Annotated in this window: 19 protein-coding genes; 8 read left to right on the top strand and 11 right to left on the bottom strand. The window is 29.7% G+C overall.

Annotated elements, in window-relative coordinates:
* Nucleotides 1–44 precede the first annotated feature (44 nt).
* Nucleotides 45–503, top strand: coding sequence for a lipocalin family protein (locus ACYPV9_RS01620; protein WP_459741376.1), 459 nt, complete (start codon nucleotides 45–47; stop codon nucleotides 501–503).
* Nucleotides 504–508: 5 nt separating this feature from the next.
* Nucleotides 509–1,213 (top strand): OmpA family protein, encoded by a 705-nt coding sequence (locus ACYPV9_RS01615; RefSeq protein ID WP_459741375.1) that lies wholly within the window; start codon nucleotides 509–511, stop codon nucleotides 1,211–1,213.
* A gap of 52 nt (nucleotides 1,214–1,265) precedes the next feature.
* Here the strand turns inward: ACYPV9_RS01615 and ACYPV9_RS01610 are convergent, their stop codons facing one another.
* On the bottom strand, nucleotides 1,266–2,438 hold the full coding sequence (locus ACYPV9_RS01610; protein WP_299064657.1) for a DUF3095 domain-containing protein: 1,173 nt from the start codon (nucleotides 2,436–2,438) through the stop codon (nucleotides 1,266–1,268).
* Nucleotides 2,439–2,532: 94 nt separating this feature from the next.
* Here ACYPV9_RS01610 and ACYPV9_RS01605 point away from each other — a divergent pair, with 94 nt between their 5' ends.
* From ACYPV9_RS01605 to ACYPV9_RS01580, 6 genes are all read left to right on the top strand, one after another.
* A complete protein-coding gene (locus ACYPV9_RS01605) occupies nucleotides 2,533–3,102 on the top strand; it encodes a helix-turn-helix domain-containing protein (RefSeq protein ID WP_299064655.1) in 570 nt (189 codons plus the stop codon).
* Nucleotides 3,103–3,549 carry a response regulator gene (locus tag ACYPV9_RS01600; RefSeq protein WP_299064653.1) on the top strand — a complete coding sequence of 149 codons (447 nt, stop codon included), beginning with the start codon at nucleotides 3,103–3,105 and terminating at the stop codon, nucleotides 3,547–3,549.
* A 1-nt stretch (nucleotide 3,550) separates the two neighbouring features.
* Nucleotides 3,551–5,338, top strand: coding sequence for a CHASE3 domain-containing protein (locus ACYPV9_RS01595; protein WP_459741374.1), 1,788 nt, complete (start codon nucleotides 3,551–3,553; stop codon nucleotides 5,336–5,338).
* Between the two features lie 128 nt (nucleotides 5,339–5,466).
* On the top strand, nucleotides 5,467–6,009 hold the full coding sequence (locus ACYPV9_RS01590; protein WP_459741373.1) for a hypothetical protein: 543 nt from the start codon (nucleotides 5,467–5,469) through the stop codon (nucleotides 6,007–6,009).
* Nucleotides 6,010–6,162 (top strand): hypothetical protein, encoded by a 153-nt coding sequence (locus tag ACYPV9_RS01585; protein WP_299064648.1) that lies wholly within the window; start codon nucleotides 6,010–6,012, stop codon nucleotides 6,160–6,162. It begins immediately after the preceding gene.
* Nucleotides 6,163–6,653: 491 nt separating this feature from the next.
* Nucleotides 6,654–7,670 (top strand): helix-turn-helix domain-containing protein, encoded by a 1,017-nt coding sequence (locus tag ACYPV9_RS01580; protein WP_459741372.1) that lies wholly within the window; start codon nucleotides 6,654–6,656, stop codon nucleotides 7,668–7,670.
* 69 nt (nucleotides 7,671–7,739) lie between these two features.
* Here ACYPV9_RS01580 and ACYPV9_RS01575 read toward each other — a convergent pair whose 3' ends face one another.
* The 10 genes from ACYPV9_RS01575 to ACYPV9_RS01530 form a co-directional block, all read right to left on the bottom strand.
* A complete protein-coding gene (locus ACYPV9_RS01575) occupies nucleotides 7,740–9,893 on the bottom strand; it encodes a xanthine dehydrogenase family protein molybdopterin-binding subunit (RefSeq protein WP_459741371.1) in 2,154 nt (717 codons plus the stop codon).
* Between the two features lie 18 nt (nucleotides 9,894–9,911).
* Nucleotides 9,912–10,373, bottom strand: coding sequence for a (2Fe-2S)-binding protein (locus ACYPV9_RS01570; RefSeq protein WP_079737686.1), 462 nt, complete (start codon nucleotides 10,371–10,373; stop codon nucleotides 9,912–9,914).
* A gap of 210 nt (nucleotides 10,374–10,583) precedes the next feature.
* The gene (locus tag ACYPV9_RS01565) at nucleotides 10,584–11,876 is read right to left on the bottom strand and encodes an alginate export family protein (RefSeq protein WP_459741370.1); all 1,293 of its coding nucleotides are present in this window, start codon (nucleotides 11,874–11,876) and stop codon (nucleotides 10,584–10,586) included.
* Nucleotides 11,877–12,012: 136 nt separating this feature from the next.
* Nucleotides 12,013–12,831 carry an ABC transporter ATP-binding protein gene (locus ACYPV9_RS01560; protein WP_459741369.1) on the bottom strand — a complete coding sequence of 273 codons (819 nt, stop codon included), beginning with the start codon at nucleotides 12,829–12,831 and terminating at the stop codon, nucleotides 12,013–12,015.
* 11 nt (nucleotides 12,832–12,842) lie between these two features.
* On the bottom strand, nucleotides 12,843–13,688 hold the full coding sequence (locus ACYPV9_RS01555; protein ID WP_299064636.1) for an ABC transporter ATP-binding protein: 846 nt from the start codon (nucleotides 13,686–13,688) through the stop codon (nucleotides 12,843–12,845).
* Between the two features lie 109 nt (nucleotides 13,689–13,797).
* Complete coding sequence (locus tag ACYPV9_RS01550) at nucleotides 13,798–14,907, bottom strand: ABC transporter permease (RefSeq protein WP_299064634.1); 1,110 nt, start codon at nucleotides 14,905–14,907, stop codon at nucleotides 13,798–13,800.
* Between the two features lie 27 nt (nucleotides 14,908–14,934).
* The gene (locus ACYPV9_RS01545) at nucleotides 14,935–16,317 is read right to left on the bottom strand and encodes a CmpA/NrtA family ABC transporter substrate-binding protein (RefSeq protein WP_299064632.1); all 1,383 of its coding nucleotides are present in this window, start codon (nucleotides 16,315–16,317) and stop codon (nucleotides 14,935–14,937) included.
* A gap of 276 nt (nucleotides 16,318–16,593) precedes the next feature.
* Nucleotides 16,594–17,340, bottom strand: coding sequence for a Crp/Fnr family transcriptional regulator (locus tag ACYPV9_RS01540; protein WP_299064630.1), 747 nt, complete (start codon nucleotides 17,338–17,340; stop codon nucleotides 16,594–16,596).
* Nucleotides 17,341–18,774: a rubredoxin gene (locus ACYPV9_RS01535; RefSeq protein WP_299064628.1), complete on the bottom strand. Its 1,434-nt coding sequence runs from the start codon at nucleotides 18,772–18,774 to the stop codon at nucleotides 17,341–17,343.
* The gene (locus ACYPV9_RS01530) at nucleotides 18,771–22,292 is read right to left on the bottom strand and encodes a molybdopterin-dependent oxidoreductase (protein ID WP_459741368.1); all 3,522 of its coding nucleotides are present in this window, start codon (nucleotides 22,290–22,292) and stop codon (nucleotides 18,771–18,773) included. Before ACYPV9_RS01530 ends, ACYPV9_RS01535 begins: the two co-directional genes overlap by 4 nt.

The following is a 22,292-nucleotide window of genomic DNA, read 5'->3' as shown; positions in this document are numbered from 1 at the left end:
TAACTTAAATTGTTCATTTGTATTAAAATAAAACAATAATTTTTATGAAAAAAATAATGATATTCTTGTTTGTTGCAACACTATTCTCATGTGGGGCATCTAAAAACATAAGAAATAAAGAGAAAACGATTAAAGGTAATTGGGTTTTAAACAAGATAACATATAGTAAAACGGGAGATTATAATGTGACCATGTTTAATGATACTAATAAAGAATGTTTAGAAGGAAGTTTATGGAAATTTGTACCTAATAATAATTCTGGCACCTATGTAGTAAATGGTAGTAATTGTAATACTGGAGATAGGGACTTTATTTTTGTGATACAAGAAATAGATGAAAATTCTGGATATTATGATTTTTTATTAAAACCTAAGAATAATGAAAATAACATTGGTTTTAGAGTAGAATTAACTAATCTAACTGAATCTAATATGAAATGGCAACAAAATTTAATGGTAGATGGTACACCATTTATTATTAATATAGACTTTATAAAACAATAATTATTATGAAAAGAGTATTTAAAAAAATATCAGTTTTTGCAATAGCAATAACTTTAACAGTTGGTTTTACAAGTTGTGAAGCAACTAAAAATGCAAATAATAAACAAAAAGGTGCGGTTATTGGTACTACCGCAGGTGCTTTAATTGGTGCTATTATTGGCAATAATGTTGGTAGCGGTAAAAATAGCAAATTAGGCGCTGTTATTGGTGGTGTAGTTGGTGGTGGCGCAGGTGTGCTTATTGGAAAAAAAATGGATGACCAAGCAAAGAAAATTGAAACTGAGATTCCTGGAGCTAAAGTAGAACGAGTAGACAACGGTATTGTAGTAACTTTCGATGAAAATAGTGGTGTTTATTTTGATACTAATAAAGACAATATCAATGCTAAATCACAAGAAACTTTAAATAAATTATCTAGTGTTTTTGCAGAATTTCCAGATACAAACATATTGGTTGTAGGACATACTGATAGTTCTGGAAAAGATGCTTATAACATGACTTTATCTGAAAAAAGAGCAAAATCTGTAACAAATTATTTAGTTGCTAAAGGATTACAAAGTAGCAGATTTACAACAGAATGGTTCGGTGAAACGCAACCAAAATATGATAATTCTACAGCAGAAGGAAGAGCAAAAAACAGAAGAGTAAATGTTGCTATTTTACCAAACGAAAAAATGGTAGAACAAGCTAAAGAAGAAATTAAACAATAAATTCTAAAATAAATATTCAAAAAAAGCCGCTAAAAAGCGGCTTTTTTATTGTTTAGTAGTAAGCTTTATAACTCTTAATTTTTTTCTTTAATTCTCTAGAAGCGGTTGTATAACCACCTTCAGTTCCATCAACAAAATGTATATGTTTTTCGTCTCTATCTTCTATATAACAAGACATTATAGAAGCATAAGTAGCATGAATTCCGTAAATTATTTTTTGCTGAGATTCTAACGAATCTAACAAAAGTTTTAACTTACTTATTTGTTTTTCTGTACCAGAAAACACTGTATTTACAGAGCCATCTAACATAATCGTATCGGATAATTGAGAAACCTTATATAAATAGGCTTTACCATCCTTAAAAAACCTAAAATAATATTTACCAAAGTTTGTAATTAGCCAATTTTTTAAAAGATAAATTAAATCAAACCTACCCAAACGAGCATACATTTCGTTTTTAATTTTATCAAAAGAAGTATTTAAAGCTAATTTTAAAGTTGTTATTGGTGTTCTTTCAGATAGACTTCCAAAAATATAATCTATCTCATCCATAATCGTTGTGTAAACTTCTGCTTGTTTTTCTTCATTGTTACACATCACAAGTAAGCAGATTACCTTTTTTTCTTCGCTATTGGGCTTAATTTCATTCCAACGACATTCCATACCTTCTAAATCTATAGAAAAATCGTCTTTTTTATCATCTCTATTTTTAGTAAATTTTTCTTTGATTAAATTTTCTGCAAATTTTAACCCATTACCAATAACAACAGGTGTCATTAAAAAAGAGTTTAATTTTAATTTGGCAATTCTTAAAGTAACACCATTAGCATAAATATCTTCTACTTGCATTTGCCCTACTCTTAACTTTAAATTAAAATTAATTTCAACGTGTTCACTGTAATTTTCTAATGCAACATATACTTGTTCTAAAAATTCTTTTGGTACAATAAAGGTGGCGCCATCACCACCAAAAAAATAAGGTATTGTAATTTTTCTATTAATCTTTTTAATTTTATTTAAAACAGTTATAATACTACCAGTAGCTACTAAATTAACATCATTATGACCTCCGTTTTTTATGGCTTTTGTAGAGTTTTCGATGTCGGTAACAATCACTACCCAATTTCCGGGTACAGCATTAAATAAGTTTTCGTTTTTTAGCAGCTCTCTAATAGAAATATTATTGTAACTTAATTTTTTGTAAAACTCTGTGTTATTAATCATTATCTATAAATTAATTCAATACAATTTCTTTTTTAGATGTCTAAATAAATTAATTGTAATATATCTATTATATTAGCAAAATAACACTCCATACATGAAAATATTTATAAAATTTGATTTTACTGCAGTTTGTAATAAACTTATTGAAGAAAAGTTAAGTGAATTAGGTGTTAAGCATAAAGTTTTAGGTTTTGGTGAAATAGAATTTTTAGAAAAAATTACCGAAGACCAACTATCTCAATTAAACAATAGTTTAAAAGAATATGGTAGCGAAGTTATAGAAAACCAAAAGAGCATTCTAGTTCAAAAAATTAAAGACACCATTACAGATATGGTTTTTAATGATGATGAGAATATAAATGTTAAGAGTTCTGTATATTTATCAGAAAAATTAGATCATAGTTATGGTTATTTATCTAATTTATTTTCTGAAGTAACTTATACATCTATAGAAAATTTTATAATTCTTCAAAAAATAGAATATACAAAGCAATTAATTATAAATACCGATTTAAAAATTACCGATATTGCCTATAAATTAAATTACTCTAGTGTAGCACATTTAAGTACGCAATTTAAAAACACAACTGGTATTACACCTTCTGCTTTTCAAAGAATAATAACCAAGAGAAGAGAGCTAAACAACCCTAAAAAACAAGAATAAATGCAACATAAAGATGTTTTTATAATTTTAGCAGATGATGATGAAGACGACAGACTTTTCTTTGAAGATGCTTTTGAAGAGTTAAAAATTGATACTAAAGTAAGTACTTTTAAAGATGGTTTAGAATTAATGAATTACTTAACCCAAGAAGATAGTATTTTACCTAACATACTTTTTTTAGATTTAAACATGCCAAAAAAATCTGGAATAGAATGTCTAACCGAAATTAAAAAAATTAATAGACTTAAAGATATTGCTATTGCGATTTACTCTACATCCGCATCAGAAGAAGATATAGAAAACACTTTTGTTTTGGGTGCTAACGTATACATCAAAAAACCTAATGACTTTAAGAAATTAAAAAAGGTTCTTTCTAATGTAGTAACAATTAATTGGCAATATCATACAAGTGGCCTAAATAAAGACAACTTTTTATTAAGATTATAAAGTGAATATAAAATCGATATTTAATTCTGCACGTTTTTTAAAGATAACCTTTGGTATAAGTCTTTTTGTAATACTTTGCATGGGTGGTTTAGCATACAAACATCTACAAACACTAATTAAATCTTTTGATTTAGTAGAGCATACTTATGAAGTAAATATCGAATTAGAACAAATACTATCTTACTTAAAAGACAGCGAAACTGGTCAAAGAGGTTATTTAATTTCAAAAGATACCAGATTTTTGGAATCTTTTTTTTCTGGTAGAGAAAAAACAAATAATAGTTTTGCAAGACTTAAAGAACTTACAAAAAAAGACGAAAGACAGCAACAAAAACTTAGAGACCTTACTGTATTAATAGATAAAAATTTAAATTATTTTGATGAAACCTTTAAATATTCTAAAAATGATAATTTAGACTCTAAAGAATTTGATGCACTGCTACTTGCTGGTAAAAAAACAATGGATAACATTCGATTAGAAATTAATCAAATGATAAACCATAACAACAATCTTTTACGAATTAGAAAATTAGATAATGAAAGAAGTATAACAAACACGCCGATTATAATTTATTCGGTATTAATAATTGCCCTTCTATTATTACTTTTTACGTATTCGAAGATTAATAATGATATTAAAAATTTACAAACCAAAAACCTTCAATTAGAAATTTTTAAAGAATCTACAAACCAATCAGAAATTGTAAGCAAACATGGTACCTGGAACTGGTTTATAGAAGAAAACAAGTTTAGTTATTCTGATAATTTGTACAGATTGTTAGGCGAGCAACCGCAATCTTTTGAGCCTACCATAGAAAATTTTATGCAATTTGTACATCCAGAGGATGTAGATAAATTGAAAAAACAAGTCGAGAAAATGATGGAGAAACAAGATTTACCATTCATTTATTATCGAATTGTACAGAAAAATGGAAGTATTAGACACTTTAAAGCTTACGGTAAAGTACTTACAGATAACGAAGAAAATAGAAGACTTATAGGTACAACTGCAGATATTACAGATGAAATAGAGAATTATAGATTGCTGGAAGAAAGAAATTTAGAGTTAGAAAGAAACAATAAAGAATTATCTTCTTTTAACCATGTTGCAAGCCATGATTTACAAGAACCTTTGCGTAAAATACAAACATTTATTTCTAGATTAGAAGATAAAGAATCAGAAAATTTATCTGAAAGAGGGAATTTATATTTAGAAAGAATTAAGACTTCCTCTACAAGAATGCGTTTATTAATAGACGATTTATTACAATTTTCTAGAACCAATAAATCCGAAGAAATTCTTGAAGAAACTAATATGAATATCATTTTAGAAAATGCAAAACAAGAATTGGCAGAAACTATTTTAGAAAAGAATGCTATTATTACATCAGACACCATACCAACATTAACAGTAATACCATTTCAATTGCAGCAATTATTTATAAACTTAATTGGTAACTCTTTAAAATATAGCAAAAAAGAAATTGCACCGAATATTAGAATATCTTACGAAAAAGTTGATGCAAAAAATGTTAAAAAAATAAAGAAAAAGAAGTTTAATTTTTATCATAAAATCACTTTTGAAGACAATGGTATCGGTTTTGATGAAGAGTATGCCGAAAAAATATTTGTTCTTTTTAGCAGACTTCACAACAAAAACGAATATTCTGGTACAGGAATTGGCTTATCTATTTGTAAAAAAATTGTAGATAATCACCAAGGATTTATTTTTGCTATTGGTAAACCAAATATTGGTTCAATTTTCGAAGTTTATTTACCTTTTAATTAGAATTACCCTCAATTTCTTCAAGCTATATCTACAATTTATGGAAATTGTATAAAATCTCTTATTAATTCTGTAACAATAAATCATACTCTTTTTTAGACCTTTGTATTCCAATAACTAAGTGAGAGAAAATGAAACGTACAGAAAAAATATTTGCCAGTCTTCTTTTTACTGCATTTCTATTTTTAATGTATTCATGTGATAAAAAAACATCTAGTAAAGACAAAGAAGAAAAAATATTAAGCAGTCAAATTGATGCGAAATTATTGGTAGAAGCCACTAAAAATTATATTTATATAATTAATTACAATGATTACATAAAAGGTAAAGACTCTGTAAATCAAGAGACTAAAAAAATTTTAGAATCTATAAATACAGGCGTTAAAGAGCGTTTGATCTCTATTAAAGAAATTTCTAAAAAAGAAATGATATTAATACCTAATACAAATGATATTTTATTTTTAGAAAAAAAACCTTTTAAAATTAATGAAGAGGAATTTAGTGAAAAAGAATATTTAAAAACCTTAAATAAAATTTTAGATGAACAAGTCTCTGTAATGAATGACTTTGCTAAGATAACCAATAACGAGGCTATGAATGTACTCGCAAATGAATCTGAATATTTCTTAGAGGAGAAAAAAGAAAACATAGAAAATCTTTTAAATGAAGAGTAAATGAAAAACTTTCTATACATCACATTTATTTTAATAATTATAGCATGGGCTGTAAGCTATTTTGTATTTGCAATAGAAAGTCCGTTAATTCATTTATTACTGTTAGCATCTTTTATTTTAGGTGTAATTTGGTACAAAATCAAAAACACATAAAATTTATATTAGGAACTTTAAAGTAAAATTACTTTAAAGTTTTTTTTTGCAATCTAAAACTTGTCCCTTCAAAATTTAAACTATTTTTTTAGAAATAATTTTCTTTCTTATTATTTACTCCTTCTACTCTATAAATTATTTGGTAAATCTAAATTACCATAATAGAATTTGATCTGTTATTTTTAATTGATACTAACTCTTCAAGATTAAATTCTGTTATAAAACATCATATATAAAAACATGTCAGAAATAATTATATAATTACGGTTTCTTGTTACATAATTTCAGTAAAATACAATTCAATAAACTGATTTTCAATTAATTGAATGTAAAAAATAGAAATCATATAACAAAAAAAAAAAATCGTGTAACGGAAAAACTTGAGTTCGGTTGTTACTTTGCAGTGTAATTATTAAGTAAAGAAATGAAATTTCCTTATTTAATTTTAAGATCAAAAACAATTAGTAACAATCAAAAAAACTCAACCAATTATGATAACTGTAAATTCAAAATTAAGAGGCTTAAATTTATTCTTTAACAAATTGCAAAAGAAAATTGGGGGAACTTTAAAAGTGACTTCTAATGAGCAATTTCTTAAAATTAATAATAATATAGGTAAAGGAACTATTAGGTCTATTAACTTAGATGGTGGTATTAGTTTATTAGAATTTAATATTACACCTAAAGAAGACCTAAAAATAGCTGTAAATGCTAAAGCAGGTAAACACATTAACTTTGTATACTGCTCTAAAGGTAAAATTTCTCATTCTTTTGAAAACAACACAACAAATAATACTGTAGAAACTTTTCAAACAAGTATCGTTTCTAATATTGTATCAGAAAACAATACTATTTTACTATATAAGGGTGTAGAAACAAGTTCTACTATAATTTCTGTTAATACAGAAGACAATCAAAGTCAACAAACAGATATTAACAGTCTTTTAAAGGATGCTTTTATTTCTGGTAAAACAAAAGATTATATTTACCTAGGTTCTTATAATTTAAAAATAGCAGAACACATAAAGCAATTAAAATCTATCGAAAACAAGGGTGTTGTAAGAGCTTTATTAACAAAAGGTATTGTAAACCTAATCTTAGGTTTAGAAATCGAACAACACAAAAAAGATATTAATAGTATTGCTAATTCTAACGGTTCTTTAACTCAAAACGAAATGGAACTAATTAAAGAATTAACAGATTATGTAAATAACTACCCCGATTTAGACCATAAAATAAATGTTTTAACTAGAAAAATTGGTTTAACTGCTGCTAAAATACAAGAGGGTTTTAAATTAATGCACGGTTTAACTGTATGTGAGTACATTAGATCAGTACGTTTAAAAAAGTCTGAAGAATTAATTATAAATACTGATTTGAGTATTTCTGAAATTGTGTACAGTTTAGGATTTTCTAGTAGAAGTTACTTCTCTAAAAGATTTAGAGAAAAATATAACTGTTCTCCTAGAGATTATAAAAAGAAAAACAAGTTAGCTATGACAGCATAATATATTTGAATTTGAATTAATTATTAAAAAAACCTCAAGAATTAAATCTTGAGGTTTTTTAATGATTAGTTAACTAAGAATTTTACTCTTTTCAAATTCATTAATAAACGGTTGTGAATATAACCTTTTACTTAAAGCTGCATTAATGGCATTAGCAACAGCGCCACCTGCTGGCGGTAAACCTGGTTCTCCTAAACCTGTAGGAGACTTATTACTATTAACAAAGTAAACATCTACTTTTGGGGTTTCATTCATTCTTATCAATCTGTAAGAATCGAAGTTTTTAGATTGAGGAACGCCTTCTTTAAATGAAAAACCAGCATACATTGCATGTCCTATTCCATCTAATACACCGCCTTCAACTTGGTTTCTAGCACCAGTAGGATTCACAACGATACCACAATCTACAGCAACGGTAACCTTTTTTACTACCGGATAACCATCTACCAGTTCTATATCTGCAACTTCTGCAACATGAGTATTGTGGCTGTAATACGCAGAAAAACCTTGATAAACTCCATTTTTAACGTTTCCCCAATTCGATTTACTTCTTACAAGCTTAATGGTTTCTTCCATTCTTTCACCAGAATATTCGATACGTTTATCTGTAGTATTTTTTACATTTTGTAATAAATCTAATCGTAACTGAATTGGATCTATATTTAATTCTGATGCCAATTCATCAAAAAAACTTTGTTCTGCAAAAGCTAAGAAATTAGTGTAAGGTGCTCTCCAAGCACCAGTTGTAATATTACTTTTATGATTACCACTTTCTACTTTATAATTTGGTATACAACCTGCAGGAAAAAAGTTTGGAATTAAACCATACATGTTTCCATTAACTGCCGCTTCTTTTAAATGATAACCCGTTATTTTACCATCTTTTAAAGCCGCTTTAATTCTATATTTAATTGCTGGTCTATAAGTACCCGCAGTCATATCATCTTCTCTAGAAAAAACTACTTTTACCGGTTTTTTTGCTAAACTAGAAATTTCTGCTGCTTCTAAAGCAAAATCACCATACAAACGTCTACCAAAACCACCACCCATACGTGTCATTTCACATAAAATATCTTCTTCTTTTCTATTTAAAAGTTTAGAAACTCTATTAACCGTCCATTGTGGTGTTTGTATAGGACCTACCAAATGCACCTTTTCTGAAGTAACATTTGCATAAAAGTTCATAGGTTCTAAACAATTATGTGGTAAAAAAGGAGAATGGTACGTTTTTTCAATTACCTTATCTGCACTACTAAAAGCTTTTTTTACATTACCATCTTCTCTTCTAACATCTAAATCTTTACCATCTAAAATTTTGGTTAACATTTTATCATGTTCTTCTGTAGACTCTGCTTTAGAATCTGTTTTCCAATTAGCAATTAATGCTTTTTTACCTTTCATAGCAGCCCAAGTAGAGCTTGCTAAAACCGCTATTTTATCTCCAAATTTTATAATTTCTTTAACTCCAGAAACTTCTTTGGCCTTAGTATCATCAAAAGAAACTAATTTTTGCCCAAACGCAGGTGGCCTTAGAACAGATGCAATCATCATGTTTTCTGCTTTATAATCTAATCCAAATAAAGGTTTACCTGTTATAATTTTATCAATATCTACATTTACAATTTCTTGCCCAATAATTGTAAAATCTTTAGGATCTTTTAATACAACATTTTCTGGCACTTCTAATAGCGCTGCATCTTTTACAACATCACCATAGGTTAGTTCTTCTCCTGTTTTGTTTGTAATAATTCCGTTAGAAGCTTTTAAAGAACTTGCGTCTACCTGCCATTTTGCAGCAGCAGCATTTACCAACATTTGTTTTGCTGTTGCACCAGTTTGCCTTAACGCATCCCAACCCTGTCTAATAGATTGGCTTCCGCCAGCTACTTGCCTTGTGTAATTTTTAGTATCTAAAACACCTTGTGCAACATTTACTTTATTCCAATCTACATCTAATTCTTCTGCTATAATCATTGGCATAGAGGTTTTAACACCTTGACCAATTTCTGGATTTGGAGAAAATATAGTAACATAACCTTCATCAGAAATTTTAATAAATGCATTAAAATCATTAAAATTTAAACTTGCTATATCTACTGGCATTTTAGCTTCTGGCTTACATGCTGTAAGTAAATTAAAACCAATTAACATACCACCACTTGCCAAAGCAGAAGTTTTTAAAAAGTTTCTTCTACTAAAATTATCTTTTTTGTGTAGTTTCATTTTTATTAATTTTAGTGATTATTGCATTTTTTCTGAAGCAACTTTTACTGCTTTTTCTATTCTATTATAAGAAGCACATCTACATATATTACCATGCATTGCTTCTCTTATTTCTTTTTCTGATGGGTTTTTATTTTCTGATAAAAAGGCAGAAGCTGTCATTATTTGTCCTGCCTGACAGTAACCACATTGTGGCACATCAATCTCTTTCCATGCTTCTTGTACCGGATGTTTACCGTCTTTAGATAAACCTTCTATTGTAGTAATCTTTGTATCATCTAAAATAGAAACTTGCATTTGGCAACTTCTTGTTGCAACACCATCTATATGCACTGTACAAGCACCACATTGTGCAATACCACAGCCAAATTTTGTACCCACCAAATTTAATTCATCTCGTAAAACCCAAAGTAATGGCGTATCTTCATCTGCAGTAACAGTAACATTTTTTCCGTTAACATTTAAATTGTAATTTGGCATAAAAAGTAGATTTAAAATTATGAAGTGAAGTTACAAAAAATTGATCATATGATTTTATACTAATATTAAGCGTATTTTACCCTAATTACGTTTTTCAAACTAAACATATACCGTATTTTTTTTGAATACTCTAAAGAATTAATATCACAAAAAAAACCCCTTTTAAAAGGGATTTCTTAAGTTTATAAAAAGAATTTTACTAGTAACGTATTATTTACCTGTTATGAATTTTGGTTTTATTACTAACATTAACCAAGCCCAATTTTGAGTGTTTGAAGCATTACTTTCTGTAACACCTTTTAACTCATACATACCATCAGATGCAAACATTTGAGAGTACCCTGCAACTAATGAAAATCCTTTAAATTTTTTCTTGTAGACTAAATCTATTTCAGTTCCTAAAGACTTCTCTCCACTAGCTAAAGCCTGTTCTCCACTAAAATTTAAAACTTTGGCCATTATATTTGAAGATTTGTTTAATTTAATGTTTGCGCTTGCATGTATATCTATTAAACCAATAGTATTAATATGGTTAGCAACATAAAAATAATCCATAAAACCATTAAACTTATGATTTGTACCAAAAGTTGGTAAAAAGGCTTCCGTTTTATCTGATGTAGTAGCATCATCACCACTAATTAATTCTATACCTGCGCCAAAACTAACTTTATCTGTGGCTTTGTAACTTGCATCTACCCCTAAAAGATAAGCACCTCCAACATCTGTACTTCCATTAAAAAATGTACCCGTTTGTAGAAAAGCATTACCTGCTAAACCAAATTTACCTTTCTTATAATTTAAATGAGTACCCGCTGTAATTAAGCTATTTACACCATCTGCATTTCCATTTAAATCATAATTTTGATGCCCATAATTTACGAGTAAAAGACTTGCATTAAATCCTTCCCAAGTTTTCTTTGCATACAAATGTTGCATAGATTTATATTGAAATGGGTTGTTTGCAGGGTAAGCTGTACCTACGTTTTGAAAACCAAATAATGGACCTCCGGCGCCATCTAAATCTTGATTGAAAGCCAAACCTAAATCTAACATGAAGTTTTCTGTTCTGTATTGAAACATCGCCAAATCGTGATTTCTACCTTGTTGTGCCCAATCTAGACCACCAAAAAAACGTTGGTCATCATAAGACAATACCTGGCGTCCTAATTTAATGCCAGAATTATCTGTAAGTTTTAAACTTGCCCAAGCTTCAAAAACAGCAAAAGAATTGTTAGAATCTACGGGTATTATTTGCGGATTCTCTCCCCAAACCAAAAGATCTTGTATACTCAAATAAACTTTAAAAGCTTCTGTTTGATAACCTGCATTTAATCTTACTCTTGTATTGGTTGCAAAACCTGCATTTGCAGCATCTGGTATTAAAACCTGGTAACCGTTTCTATATTCTGTTCTTGGTCTAAATTGCCCATCTAAAGTAAATTGTGCTGTTGCGAATTGAAAACACGCTAACATCAGTACTAAAATTAAGTAATGTTTTTTCATGTTGTTTAGTTTTTATTTTGTGTGATTTGTTGAATTATTATGTTTAATTTTTGACTGTTTAGGTCTAAGGAATATGAAATTGCAACGTTTCATAATCCTAAGTTTTGAGTTTTAAAGATTTTTTTATTTTATTTATTTAATGTTCTAAAAAGTCGATTAAATGTTTACGATATGTATAGTAATTATCATGTTCTAGTACCGATTTTCTTGTTCTTGGTCTTTTAAAATCGATATCTAAAACATCGCCAATCTTTGCTCTTGGCCCGCTAGTCATCATTACTACTCTATCAGCTAAAAATATTGCTTCATCAACATCATGAGTAATCATTACCGCTGTAATTTTTTCTTTGTTCCAGATTTCAATCAAAATATCTTGCAATTCTCCTCTTGTTAAAGAATCTAACATTCCAAAAGGCTCATCTAATAACAATACTTTCGGTTTTATTGCAAAAGCTCTTGCAATACCTACACGTTGTTGCATCCCTTGTGATAATTCTGATGCTTTTTTATGAAACGCATCTTCTAGACCTACTTTTTGTAAATAATATTTAGCAATATCTGTTCTTTGTGCTTTAGTTCCGTGCGGAAAAACCTGTTTTACTCCTAATAATACATTTTGTAAAGAAGTCATCCAAGGCATTAAACTTGGCGCTTGAAAAATAACACCTCTATCTGGACCTGGACCTTTAATTGGTTTTCCTAATACTGCAATATCTCCTCCAGAAATCGGATTTAAACCTGCAATCATAGATAACATTGTTGTTTTTCCACAACCAGAATGCCCAATAATAGTAACAAATTCTTCTTTCATTATTTGGAGATTTAAGTGTTCTAAAACCACATAATCTCCTTTTGGTGTAGGATATACTTTTTTTAAGTCTTTTAAATCTAACATTACATTAGATACATCTGTTATGATTTTTTTCTCCTCTTTTAAAATTATTTGTGCGCTCATCTTCTATTATTTTAAGAATAAGAAACAAAACTTTTTGGCTCTAATTCTGGTAATATAATTTGTTGCTTTGCTTCTGCTTTTCGAGCATCCCCAATATCCATTAAATATTCAATAATTGCATTTCTTGTTGTTTTAAAACTTTCACTATCATTCATTTCAGTTTTATCTCTTGGACGTTCTAAATCAACCTTAAACTCTGGTCCTAAAGTTGCATTAGGCCCAGGATGTAGAGGAATAATTCTGTCTGCCATATAAATTCCTTCATCAACATCATTAGTAATTAGTAAAGCTGTACGTTTGTCTTTTTCCCAAATGTTTAAGATTTGATCCTGTAAATTACCCCTAGTTAAAGCGTCTAAAGCTCCAAGAGGTTCATCCATAATTATCATATCTGGTTTCATAGCTAAAGCTCTGGCAACAGCTACTCTTTGACGCATTCCTCCGGATAATTCTTTTGGTAATTTGTTAATAGCTGGTGTTAAACTTACCATCTCTATATAATATGCAGCTTTACGTTTCCAAACTGATTTATCTCGTTTTGGAAATGCAGCTTTTACAGCCATTATTACGTTTTGCTCTACTGTTAACCAAGGTAACAAGGAATAATTTTGAAAGATTACACCTCTTTCATGACTTGTACCTTTTACCGGTTCTCCTTTAAATAAAACAGATCCACTTGTTGGCTCTAGCAAACCATTTATTAAATTTACCAATGTTGTTTTTCCGCTTCCTGTAAAACCAACAATTGCTACAAATTCTCCTTCTTCTATTTTTAGATTGATGTTAGACAGTACTTGTGTTTCACTGTCTCCTTTACCGTAAGATTTGTAAATATTTTTAAGCTCTAAATATGCCATTTCTTTAAATTTTTATTTGGGCGTTCCCTAAAAGGTCGGGCTTTTCACTATATCTCTTCGACAAGCTCAGAGGATGTCGTTTCAATCCCTAACGCATAGTTAAATCGATTTATATAGCATCTTGTTTATCAAAAGACACCCAATTTTGTATGGTTAACATTAATCTATCTAACAGAAAACCAATAATACCAATTGCAAACATGGCAACAATAATTTTGGCATTAGAGTCGTTTGCTCCGTTTTGAAATTCTTCCCAAACAAACAAACCCAAACCAGGACTTTGAGCCAATAATTCAATCGCGATTAAAACCATCCAAGCAACAGACAACGTAATTTTTAGCCCTGTAAAGATTAGCGGTAGAGATGATGGTAATACTACTTTGAAAATTTTTTGAAAAGTACCTAACTTTAAAACTTTGGCTACATTTATATAATCTTTATCTACTGTAGAAACACCCATTGCTGTATTTACTAAAGTTGCCCACATAGAACACAAGCCAACACTAATAAATGAAATAGTAAACGAACTATCTTCTGTAGAACCTATTAATACAGTTTTTACAATCATAAAAACTAATAAGTACCAAACTACCGGAGATACAGGCTTAAAAATTTGAATAAACCAATTAAATGCACTTTTTAATGTTGAACTTAAACCTATTAGTATACCCAAAGGAACAGCAATTAATAATGCTAAAAAGAAACCTGCAAAAACTGTTTGTAGACTTCTAAAAATTTGATCTACAAAAGACGGTCTACCAGTGTAAACAATTGCATCTTTACCTGCTGCAATTCTTGTTTTATTTAAAGCCGCAGTTTTTTCTATAAAAGCCTCTTTATCTGCACTAATAATATGATGATCTCTTAATAAAGATTGAAAAGATTCCCAAACCTGTGCAGGAGACGGCAATGTATTGGGCTGGCAACTAGATTCACCAGAAGCAATACAAGCTGTTAAAGCGTCTGCAGCAGCTTGACCTTGATCTTCTAATGCTTTTTCAATTTTAAATTTGGCCTCGATACCAAATAATGTTTTGGCACCTATATGCCAAATCAAAATAAATAAAAATATAGAAGCAAGTGGCACTATTACTTTACGCAGAAATTTCTTTAGGTCTTCTTTTTCTAAATTTCCTGTAAATACATTTCTTAAAGTCGTAAAAAAACCAAAACCTAAAAAGTTAGACACTCTTCCTAATGTTAAACTACTTGCTTTCATAATTTCTTATTTAATAATTTATGAGAATTACTTTTTGTCTTTATTTCCTATTTTAAAACTATTGATGTATCCAATAGGATCCTTAGCATCATATGTTGTACCATCTATAAAATCTGCTGTTGCTGGCTTATAACCATCTGTTACAGGAATATCTGTTGCAGGAATATTACCTTCTTCTACTAAAAGTGTTGCTGCTTTTTTCCAAATATCTGGTCTGTAAATATCTTTTATAGTTGATGCGTACCAATTTGCAGATTTCGCATCTGGTATTTGCCCCCATCTTCTCATTTGCGTTAAAAACCAAATTCCATCAGAATAAAAAGGATAGGTTGCATTGTATTTATAGAATACATTAAAATCTTCCATTTCTCTTTTATCTCCTTTTTCAAACTCAAAAGTACCAGTCATAGAGTTTGCCAAAACAGCTTCTGGCGCACCAACATATTGAGACATTGATAAGATTTTTACAGCTTCTTTTCTGTTTTCTGGCTTATCTAACCATTTACCTGCTCTAATTAATGCTTTAGTAACTGCAATTGCTGTATTTGGGTTTTCCTTCACAAACTTCTCTGTCATTACAAATACTTTTTCTGGGTTATTTTTCCAGATATCATAGTTTGTTACCACAGGAACTCCAATTCCTTTAAATACAGCTTGCTGATTCCAAGGCTCACCTACACAATATCCATAAATTGTACCTGCTTCTAATGTTGCTGGCATTTGTGGTGGTGGTGTTACAGATAGTAAAACCTCGGCATCAATTTGTCCTTGTACATTTTCTTTTGTGTACATACCAGGATGAATTCCGGCAGCAGCTAACCAATATCTAATTTCATAATTGTGTGTAGATACGGGAAAGACCATTCCCATTTTAAATGCTTTACCAGAGTTTTTGTAGTCTGTAATAACTGGTTTTAAAGCATCTGCTTTAATAGGATGAATTGGTTTACCTTGAGCATCTTTTGGTACATTTGGCCTCATTTTAGACCAAACATCATTAGAAACTGTAATTCCATTTCCGTTTAAATCCATAGAAAAAGGAGTTACTAATTTTGCTTGACGTCCAAAACCTGCACCTGCAGCAATTGGTTGACCTGCTAACATATGAGAACCATCTAATTGACCATCAATAACTCTATCTAAAACGTTTTTCCAGTTAGATTGCGCTTCTACAGAAACAAACAAACCTTCATCTTCGAAAAATCCTTTTTCTTTTGCAATCGCCAAAGGTGCCATATCTGTTAACTTGATAAACCCAAATGTTAATTGTGGTTTTTCAATATCTAATTGTTTTGTTTTTGATGTTGTTTGAACAGCTGTTGTTGCTTTTTTAGTTTCTTTACCACCACAAGCAACTAATAAAAGTGCTGTCGATAAAACTAAAGTTGATTTTTTAATTAGCGATTTCATTTTGTTAAATTTTTAATAAATTAAGTATTAATACTTATTTTTTTAACAAATATATAAGTAACATTCTTATGTATTTATGAAATAAGACATGTAAAAACATTTTTTTACCACATACTTAAACCTGTTATTTCGCAGATTAAAAAAACAATTAACTAACATACAGTAACTTATAGATAAACCACAAGTACTTACCTATACTTAATTTTTCTTTTTAATAGAAAAAGCCTTTTAAGGTTTTAAACTTAAAAGGCTTTTATTAAAATAATTAATTCTTATTTACAAATCCAAATAGTAGTTATGTTCACTTATTTCATTCTTAAGAGATTGAAGATTATTTATGGCTATTTTTTTACCTTTTGTTATAATTAATCTCTCTTTTTTTAGAGCTGAAAAAACTCGTATTACTTGCTCTTCTGTTGTACCTGCATAATCTGCATATTCTTTTCTACTAAGGGGTAGATTTAGAAAACCTCTTAAATCTCCAAATTTTCTATGAATGTATAAAAGAGAATCTATAACTCGTTCTCTAACTGTCATTTGAGATATCGATTTCACTTTGTTTTCGCTTCTATTTAGTTCATTGGCATAAAACAACATCATCTCATAAGAAAATTTCGGGTTTTCTAATAATATTTTCTGTAAATATTCTTTAGAAAAATAATAGAGTTCTGTATCTTGAATAGCAATAGCACCAATAGAATAATATTCTTGTGTACCAAAACCACGATGACCAATAATTTCGCAAGCTTTAGCAAATCGGACAATTTGTTCTCGACCATTTATACCTGTTCTAAATACTTTTACGGTACCTTTTTTTATAAAAAACAATCCATTTACAGGTGCTCCTTCAATAATAAATTGCTGAGTTCTTTTGCATTTTATAATAGTATTTTGAGAAGTAGTGTTGTCTAAAAAATTTTCGTTTATTTTATGAATTAAGCAATTTGTGCTATTACATATATTGCAAACCGTTGCATTGGTATTATTTTGTGATGCATTGATATGTGAATTAAAGGCAATCATTTAGTTTTTTTCTAATACTCTTTTTTCGAAACTAGTTTTTGGAGCTTCACAAAGTGAACACAGGTAACTTTCTGGTAAATTTTGAAATGGAGTATTTTTAGGAATATTTTGAGTAACATCTCCATAAACTTTATTGTAGATTGTAAAACAATCTCGACATTGATGTACTTCTTCAATTAAAACTTCTTTCTTTACAATAGCTCTTTTTTCTTCTTCTTTTTCTGATCCTAATTGATCAAAATATAATTGACTCAACTCCATCAATAACCCAGGCAACTCTACCTTATCTACATCTTGTACGTGGGTAATATATGCTCTGGTATTTGGGTCGAAATTTTTTGCATATAATAAATTATAAGTATCTCTTGTTTGAAAATTACCAATTAATTCTGGTTGTTTATTTTTTTCGATTACGATAGACGTAAAATAGTAAGATGATTTATTGTAATCTGTAATACCAAATGTTAATCCGTAGGTACTTATATCATTTTGATCAAAATTTGCAACTAAGTATTTTTTAAGGTTTAATGCTTCTTTATTAGCTACTGGTAAATGCCAGTTTAACTCTAACATAGAGTGACGTACATTAATACCTCTTTTACCAAGAAATTTTTCCCAAACTAATTTCGATTCTCTTGGTATACCTTTAACAATAAAAGATTTCCAGGGCGTTATGGATATTTTACCAATTTTATTATCAAGACACAATTCGCACATTTCCTTTAAAAAAGAAACATCGTATTTATTATTTCTCCAATATAAACCCAACCAATATTTATCCAATCCTATTTTATTCATTCCTTCGAAATAAGGAAAAGGATAAAATGGTACTTCTAAAGATTTATCTACAGTTCTATTATTCGTATCTACAGCATCTGTAACTAATTCAAAAATCGTATCAATATCTTCTGGTTCTTCTTTTAGCAAACTTTCTATTGCGGCTTCAATTTTAAACAAATCCCAACTATAAACTAAAGCAGGGTACATTTTAGTGACACTCCATTCTGGCAATCTTATGTACAAATACCAATAATCTTCATGCTCTGAAGCTATAAAGTTAATATGACCAGTAAATAATGGAACCAATCTTTGTTTTGGATCTGTAATATTAATTTTTAATGTCGATTTCTCTTTAAATTGTTCTAATATATAAAGATAACGATCACCTGTTAACCAAGATGTAGAAGGAAAAATATCTGCACAAACATAAGAAGAGACCATATTTTCAACTCCTATCTCATCGAACTCTACAATTTGCAACTTACCAAACTTAAGTAAATCTTCTGGTTGCACTTTTTTAGGTAATAAAATATCTTGTCTAGAACCAAATGAAATCGTTTTACACCCTAAACTCTCTACAGATTCACATATATACTTTAGTTCTCCCGGAGTTAATACACCTCCTTTAACAATAACTCTATTTAACTGTTTCATATGCTTACTTTTGAGTTATTTAAGATTTCTCTTATCTCTGTCTTACAGCTTCCACAACCTAAGCCTGCACCTGTTTTATTACACAATTCTGTAAAGTTTACACAACCTTTTTTTATAGCAACTTCTATGTTTCCAGAACCCACTTGGCTACAAGAACACACAAGTTTACCTATAACTGGTTCTGCATTAGAAGAACCTCTTAATAATGCATCTCGTTTGTCTGACAGTTCAATTTTACTTTCAATCATTGTTTTAAACTCTGCAAACTCATTTTTATCACCCATTAAAACGGCACCAACTAACAAGTCATCTTTAACAATACATTTTTTATAATAACGTTTAGAAATATCAGTAAAGATAATTTCTTCATAACTGTTATCATTTTCAGGAACGGTAATATTACCAATGCTACATAGGTTTAAGTCGTTAAATTTTAAAATATTCATTAACACAGATCCTTTATAAGATTCGCTAATATCCCCAGCAATAAAATTTGCTAAAATTCCGGCTTGTTCTTCTGCTGCCGATGTGATGCCAAACAACTGGTTATTAAACTCTGCAATTTCTCCTATAGCAAAAATATCTGGATGAGAAGATTGTAAATGTTGATTTACCTTTACACCTCTACCACAAAGTATGCCACCGCTTTTTGCTATTTCTATATTTGGTCTTGTACCAATAGCATACACAATTGCGTTTGCTGTAATGTATTTTCCACTTTTAAGATTGATATTTAATTCACCTGTTTCTTCATCATCAAAAACAGTACTTACCTCGTTATCAAAATAAATTTGGATACCTCTTTCTTGCACATCTAGTGATAATAGTTTGCTAGAAATTTTATCTAATTGGCGCTCCATTAACCTAGAAGCTCTTTGCACAATGGTAATTTTTACATTTTTGTGTTTCATAGCTGCAGCTAATTCTAAACCTAACAAACCACCACCAACAATAACTACATGTTGTTCTTCTGGCGGTAGACCTGTGTCGTCTAAATATTTCTTAAAATTATCTGCATCTATCTTGTTACGCATTGTAAAACGTCCTGGTAATTCTATTTGAACATCTTTTGGTATGAAAGCTCTACTTCCTGTAGCTAAAATTAATTTATCGAACGCATGTTTTTTACCTTCTGAATCTGTAACAATTTTGTTATTCTTATCGATATTATTTATTAGTGTTTTTGGATGTAAATGAACGTTTAACTCAGATAATTCTGCATTTTTTATTTTTAATAATTGTTCCCAAGATAATTCTTCTGTTACATATTCTGGCAATAAAACACGGTTGTAAAACAAATTAGATTCCATAGAAAAAACATGAATTTCGTCTACGTCATTATAATCTCGATAATTTTGTAAAAAACGAAATGCAGCGGCACCTGCACCCGCAATTATAATTTTTTCTTTAGATTTTTTATATTTAGATACAGCAACTGTTGTGAATTTAAAATCGGGTTCTTTAGAAATTGGATCTAAATGAGTATTGGTTAAATTGTTAGCTCTATTTAAATTACTTTGCAAAACTTTACCCCAATGCATTGGTAAAAAAACAACACCTTCTTTAATTGCATCTGTAACTTTGGCACGAACTCTTACAACTCCGTTTGCACTTTTAATTTCGGTAATATCACCATCTTTTAGATTATTTAAATAAGCATCTACAGGGTTTATTTCTAAAACTGGTTTTGGATAATGTGTTTTTAAACGAGATACTTTACCGGTTTTTGTCATGGTATGCCACTGATCTCTAATACGACCAGTAGTTAATATTAACGGAAATTCATCTGAAGTTTGTACCGTTGTATTATGTATTGATGAAGGCACATTAAAAATAGCTTTTTGAGAAGGTGTATAAAATTTCTTATCTTCAAAAAGGCGAGGAGTTCCTTTACTTCTGTATTTATTTACTGGCCATTGAAATGTTCCTTCTAACTTTAATCTTTCATAGTTTAAAAATGAAACATCAATTTTAGTGCCTTTAGTCATAGCCGTATATTCATCATAAATTTCTTCTGTGCTATTAAAATTAAAACCCCTAAAACCCATTCTTTTTGCAAAATCACAAAAAATCTCTACATCTGGTCTAGCTTCTCCTGGCGCATCTATTTCTTTTGGCAAATAAGATATTCTACGTTCAGAATTGGTCATAGTTCCTTCTTTTTCTAACCAACCAGCTGCAGGTAAAATCAAATCTGCATAAGCTACAGTATCAGATTTATGTGATATTTCTTGCACAACTACAAACTTAGATTTTGCCATCGCTTTCTCAATTCTATGAGAATTTGGTAGACTTACTAACGGATTTGTACAAGCTATCCAAATTGCTTTTAATTTTCCACTTTCTAAAGCATCAAACATTTCTGTAGCTGTTAGCCCTGGTTTAGCAGATATTTTATCAACACCCCAAAACTGAGCAACTTCTGCTCTATGTTCTTCATTATCTAAATCTTTGTGAACAGCCAATAAATTTGCCATTCCACCAACTTCACGGCCACCCATTGCGTTAGGTTGCCCTGTTAAAGAAAAAGGTCCTGAACCTGGTTTACCAACATGCCCTGTAATTAAAGATAAATTTAGCAGAGAAGTATTTTTATCTGTACCTATTACGCTTTGGTTTAAACCCATTGCCCACATACTTATAAAACCCTTTGAAAGCCCTATAATTTCTGCTGCTTTTTCGATATCGTCTTCTAGAACTCCACATATTTTTGAAGCTTTTTTAAGACTCGTATCTAAAATAACTTTCTTATAATCTTGAAAACCTTGAGTGTAGTTTTTAATAAAATCCTCATCAATTAAACCTCTTTTATATAGACGCCTACCAATGGCATTATATAAAACGATATCGGTGCCTGGTTTTAATTGTAAATGTAAATCTGCAAAGTTTGCTGTATCTGTTTTTCTTGGATCTATTACAATAATTTTTACATTCGGGTTTTTCTCTTTATGCTGCTCTATCCTTCTAAATAAAATTGGGTGACACCAAGCAGGATTTGCTCCTGTAATTAAAAAACAGTCTGCCAACTCGATATCTGCATAAGAAATAGGCACACTATCTTCGCCAAATGTTTTCTTATAACCAACAACAGCAGAACTCATACACAAACGTGAGTTTGTATCTATATTATTTGTACCTAAAAAACCTTTTGTAAGCTTATTTGCTATGTAATATTCTTCTGTTAAACTCTGGCCAGAAACATAGAATGCAACAGAGTCTGGACCGTGCTTTTTTATGATAGATTTAAAAACACTTGCAGCCCTATCTAACGCAACATCCCACGAAACACGTTCTTTTGGATGTGATCGAGACCAACGCATTTCTGGATATAAAATTCTATCTGAAGTATCATTAGCTACATAATGCAAGTTCATTCCTTTAGAACATAACATTCCTTTATTAACTGGATGCTCTTTATCTCCTTCAACAAAAATCTTGTTATTAATATCCTTTTTTACAACAATTCCACATCCTACTCCGCAGTATGAACAAGTTGTTTTTATTTCTTTTTTCATCAT

This window comes from Polaribacter sp. OB-PA-B3 (genome assembly GCF_054589375.1).
Note: the sequence above shows the minus strand (reverse complement) of the source record. Positions and strands in the feature narration are given on the sequence as shown.

Coding starts and splice junctions, on each gene's coding strand:
- ACYPV9_RS01540 (WP_299064630.1), bottom strand. CDS start 17,340: ATGATTGCCTTTAATTCACATATCAATGCATCACAAAATAATACCAAT.
- ACYPV9_RS01565 (WP_459741370.1), bottom strand. CDS start 11,876: ATGAAAAAACATTACTTAATTTTAGTACTGATGTTAGCGTGTTTTCAA.
- ACYPV9_RS01580 (WP_459741372.1), top strand. CDS start 6,654: ATGATAACTGTAAATTCAAAATTAAGAGGCTTAAATTTATTCTTTAAC.
- ACYPV9_RS01560 (WP_459741369.1), bottom strand. CDS start 12,831: ATGAGCGCACAAATAATTTTAAAAGAGGAGAAAAAAATCATAACAGAT.
- ACYPV9_RS01535 (WP_299064628.1), bottom strand. CDS start 18,774: ATGAAACAGTTAAATAGAGTTATTGTTAAAGGAGGTGTATTAACTCCG.
- ACYPV9_RS01530 (WP_459741368.1), bottom strand. CDS start 22,292: ATGATGAAAAAAGAAATAAAAACAACTTGTTCATACTGCGGAGTAGGA.
- ACYPV9_RS01550 (WP_299064634.1), bottom strand. CDS start 14,907: ATGAAAGCAAGTAGTTTAACATTAGGAAGAGTGTCTAACTTTTTAGGT.
- ACYPV9_RS01615 (WP_459741375.1), top strand. CDS start 509: ATGAAAAGAGTATTTAAAAAAATATCAGTTTTTGCAATAGCAATAACT.
- ACYPV9_RS01605 (WP_299064655.1), top strand. CDS start 2,533: ATGAAAATATTTATAAAATTTGATTTTACTGCAGTTTGTAATAAACTT.
- ACYPV9_RS01610 (WP_299064657.1), bottom strand. CDS start 2,438: ATGATTAATAACACAGAGTTTTACAAAAAATTAAGTTACAATAATATT.
- ACYPV9_RS01600 (WP_299064653.1), top strand. CDS start 3,103: ATGCAACATAAAGATGTTTTTATAATTTTAGCAGATGATGATGAAGAC.
- ACYPV9_RS01545 (WP_299064632.1), bottom strand. CDS start 16,317: ATGAAATCGCTAATTAAAAAATCAACTTTAGTTTTATCGACAGCACTT.
- ACYPV9_RS01570 (WP_079737686.1), bottom strand. CDS start 10,373: ATGCCAAATTACAATTTAAATGTTAACGGAAAAAATGTTACTGTTACT.
- ACYPV9_RS01575 (WP_459741371.1), bottom strand. CDS start 9,893: ATGAAACTACACAAAAAAGATAATTTTAGTAGAAGAAACTTTTTAAAA.
- ACYPV9_RS01555 (WP_299064636.1), bottom strand. CDS start 13,688: ATGGCATATTTAGAGCTTAAAAATATTTACAAATCTTACGGTAAAGGA.
- ACYPV9_RS01620 (WP_459741376.1), top strand. CDS start 45: ATGAAAAAAATAATGATATTCTTGTTTGTTGCAACACTATTCTCATGT.
- ACYPV9_RS01585 (WP_299064648.1), top strand. CDS start 6,010: ATGAAAAACTTTCTATACATCACATTTATTTTAATAATTATAGCATGG.
- ACYPV9_RS01590 (WP_459741373.1), top strand. CDS start 5,467: ATGAAACGTACAGAAAAAATATTTGCCAGTCTTCTTTTTACTGCATTT.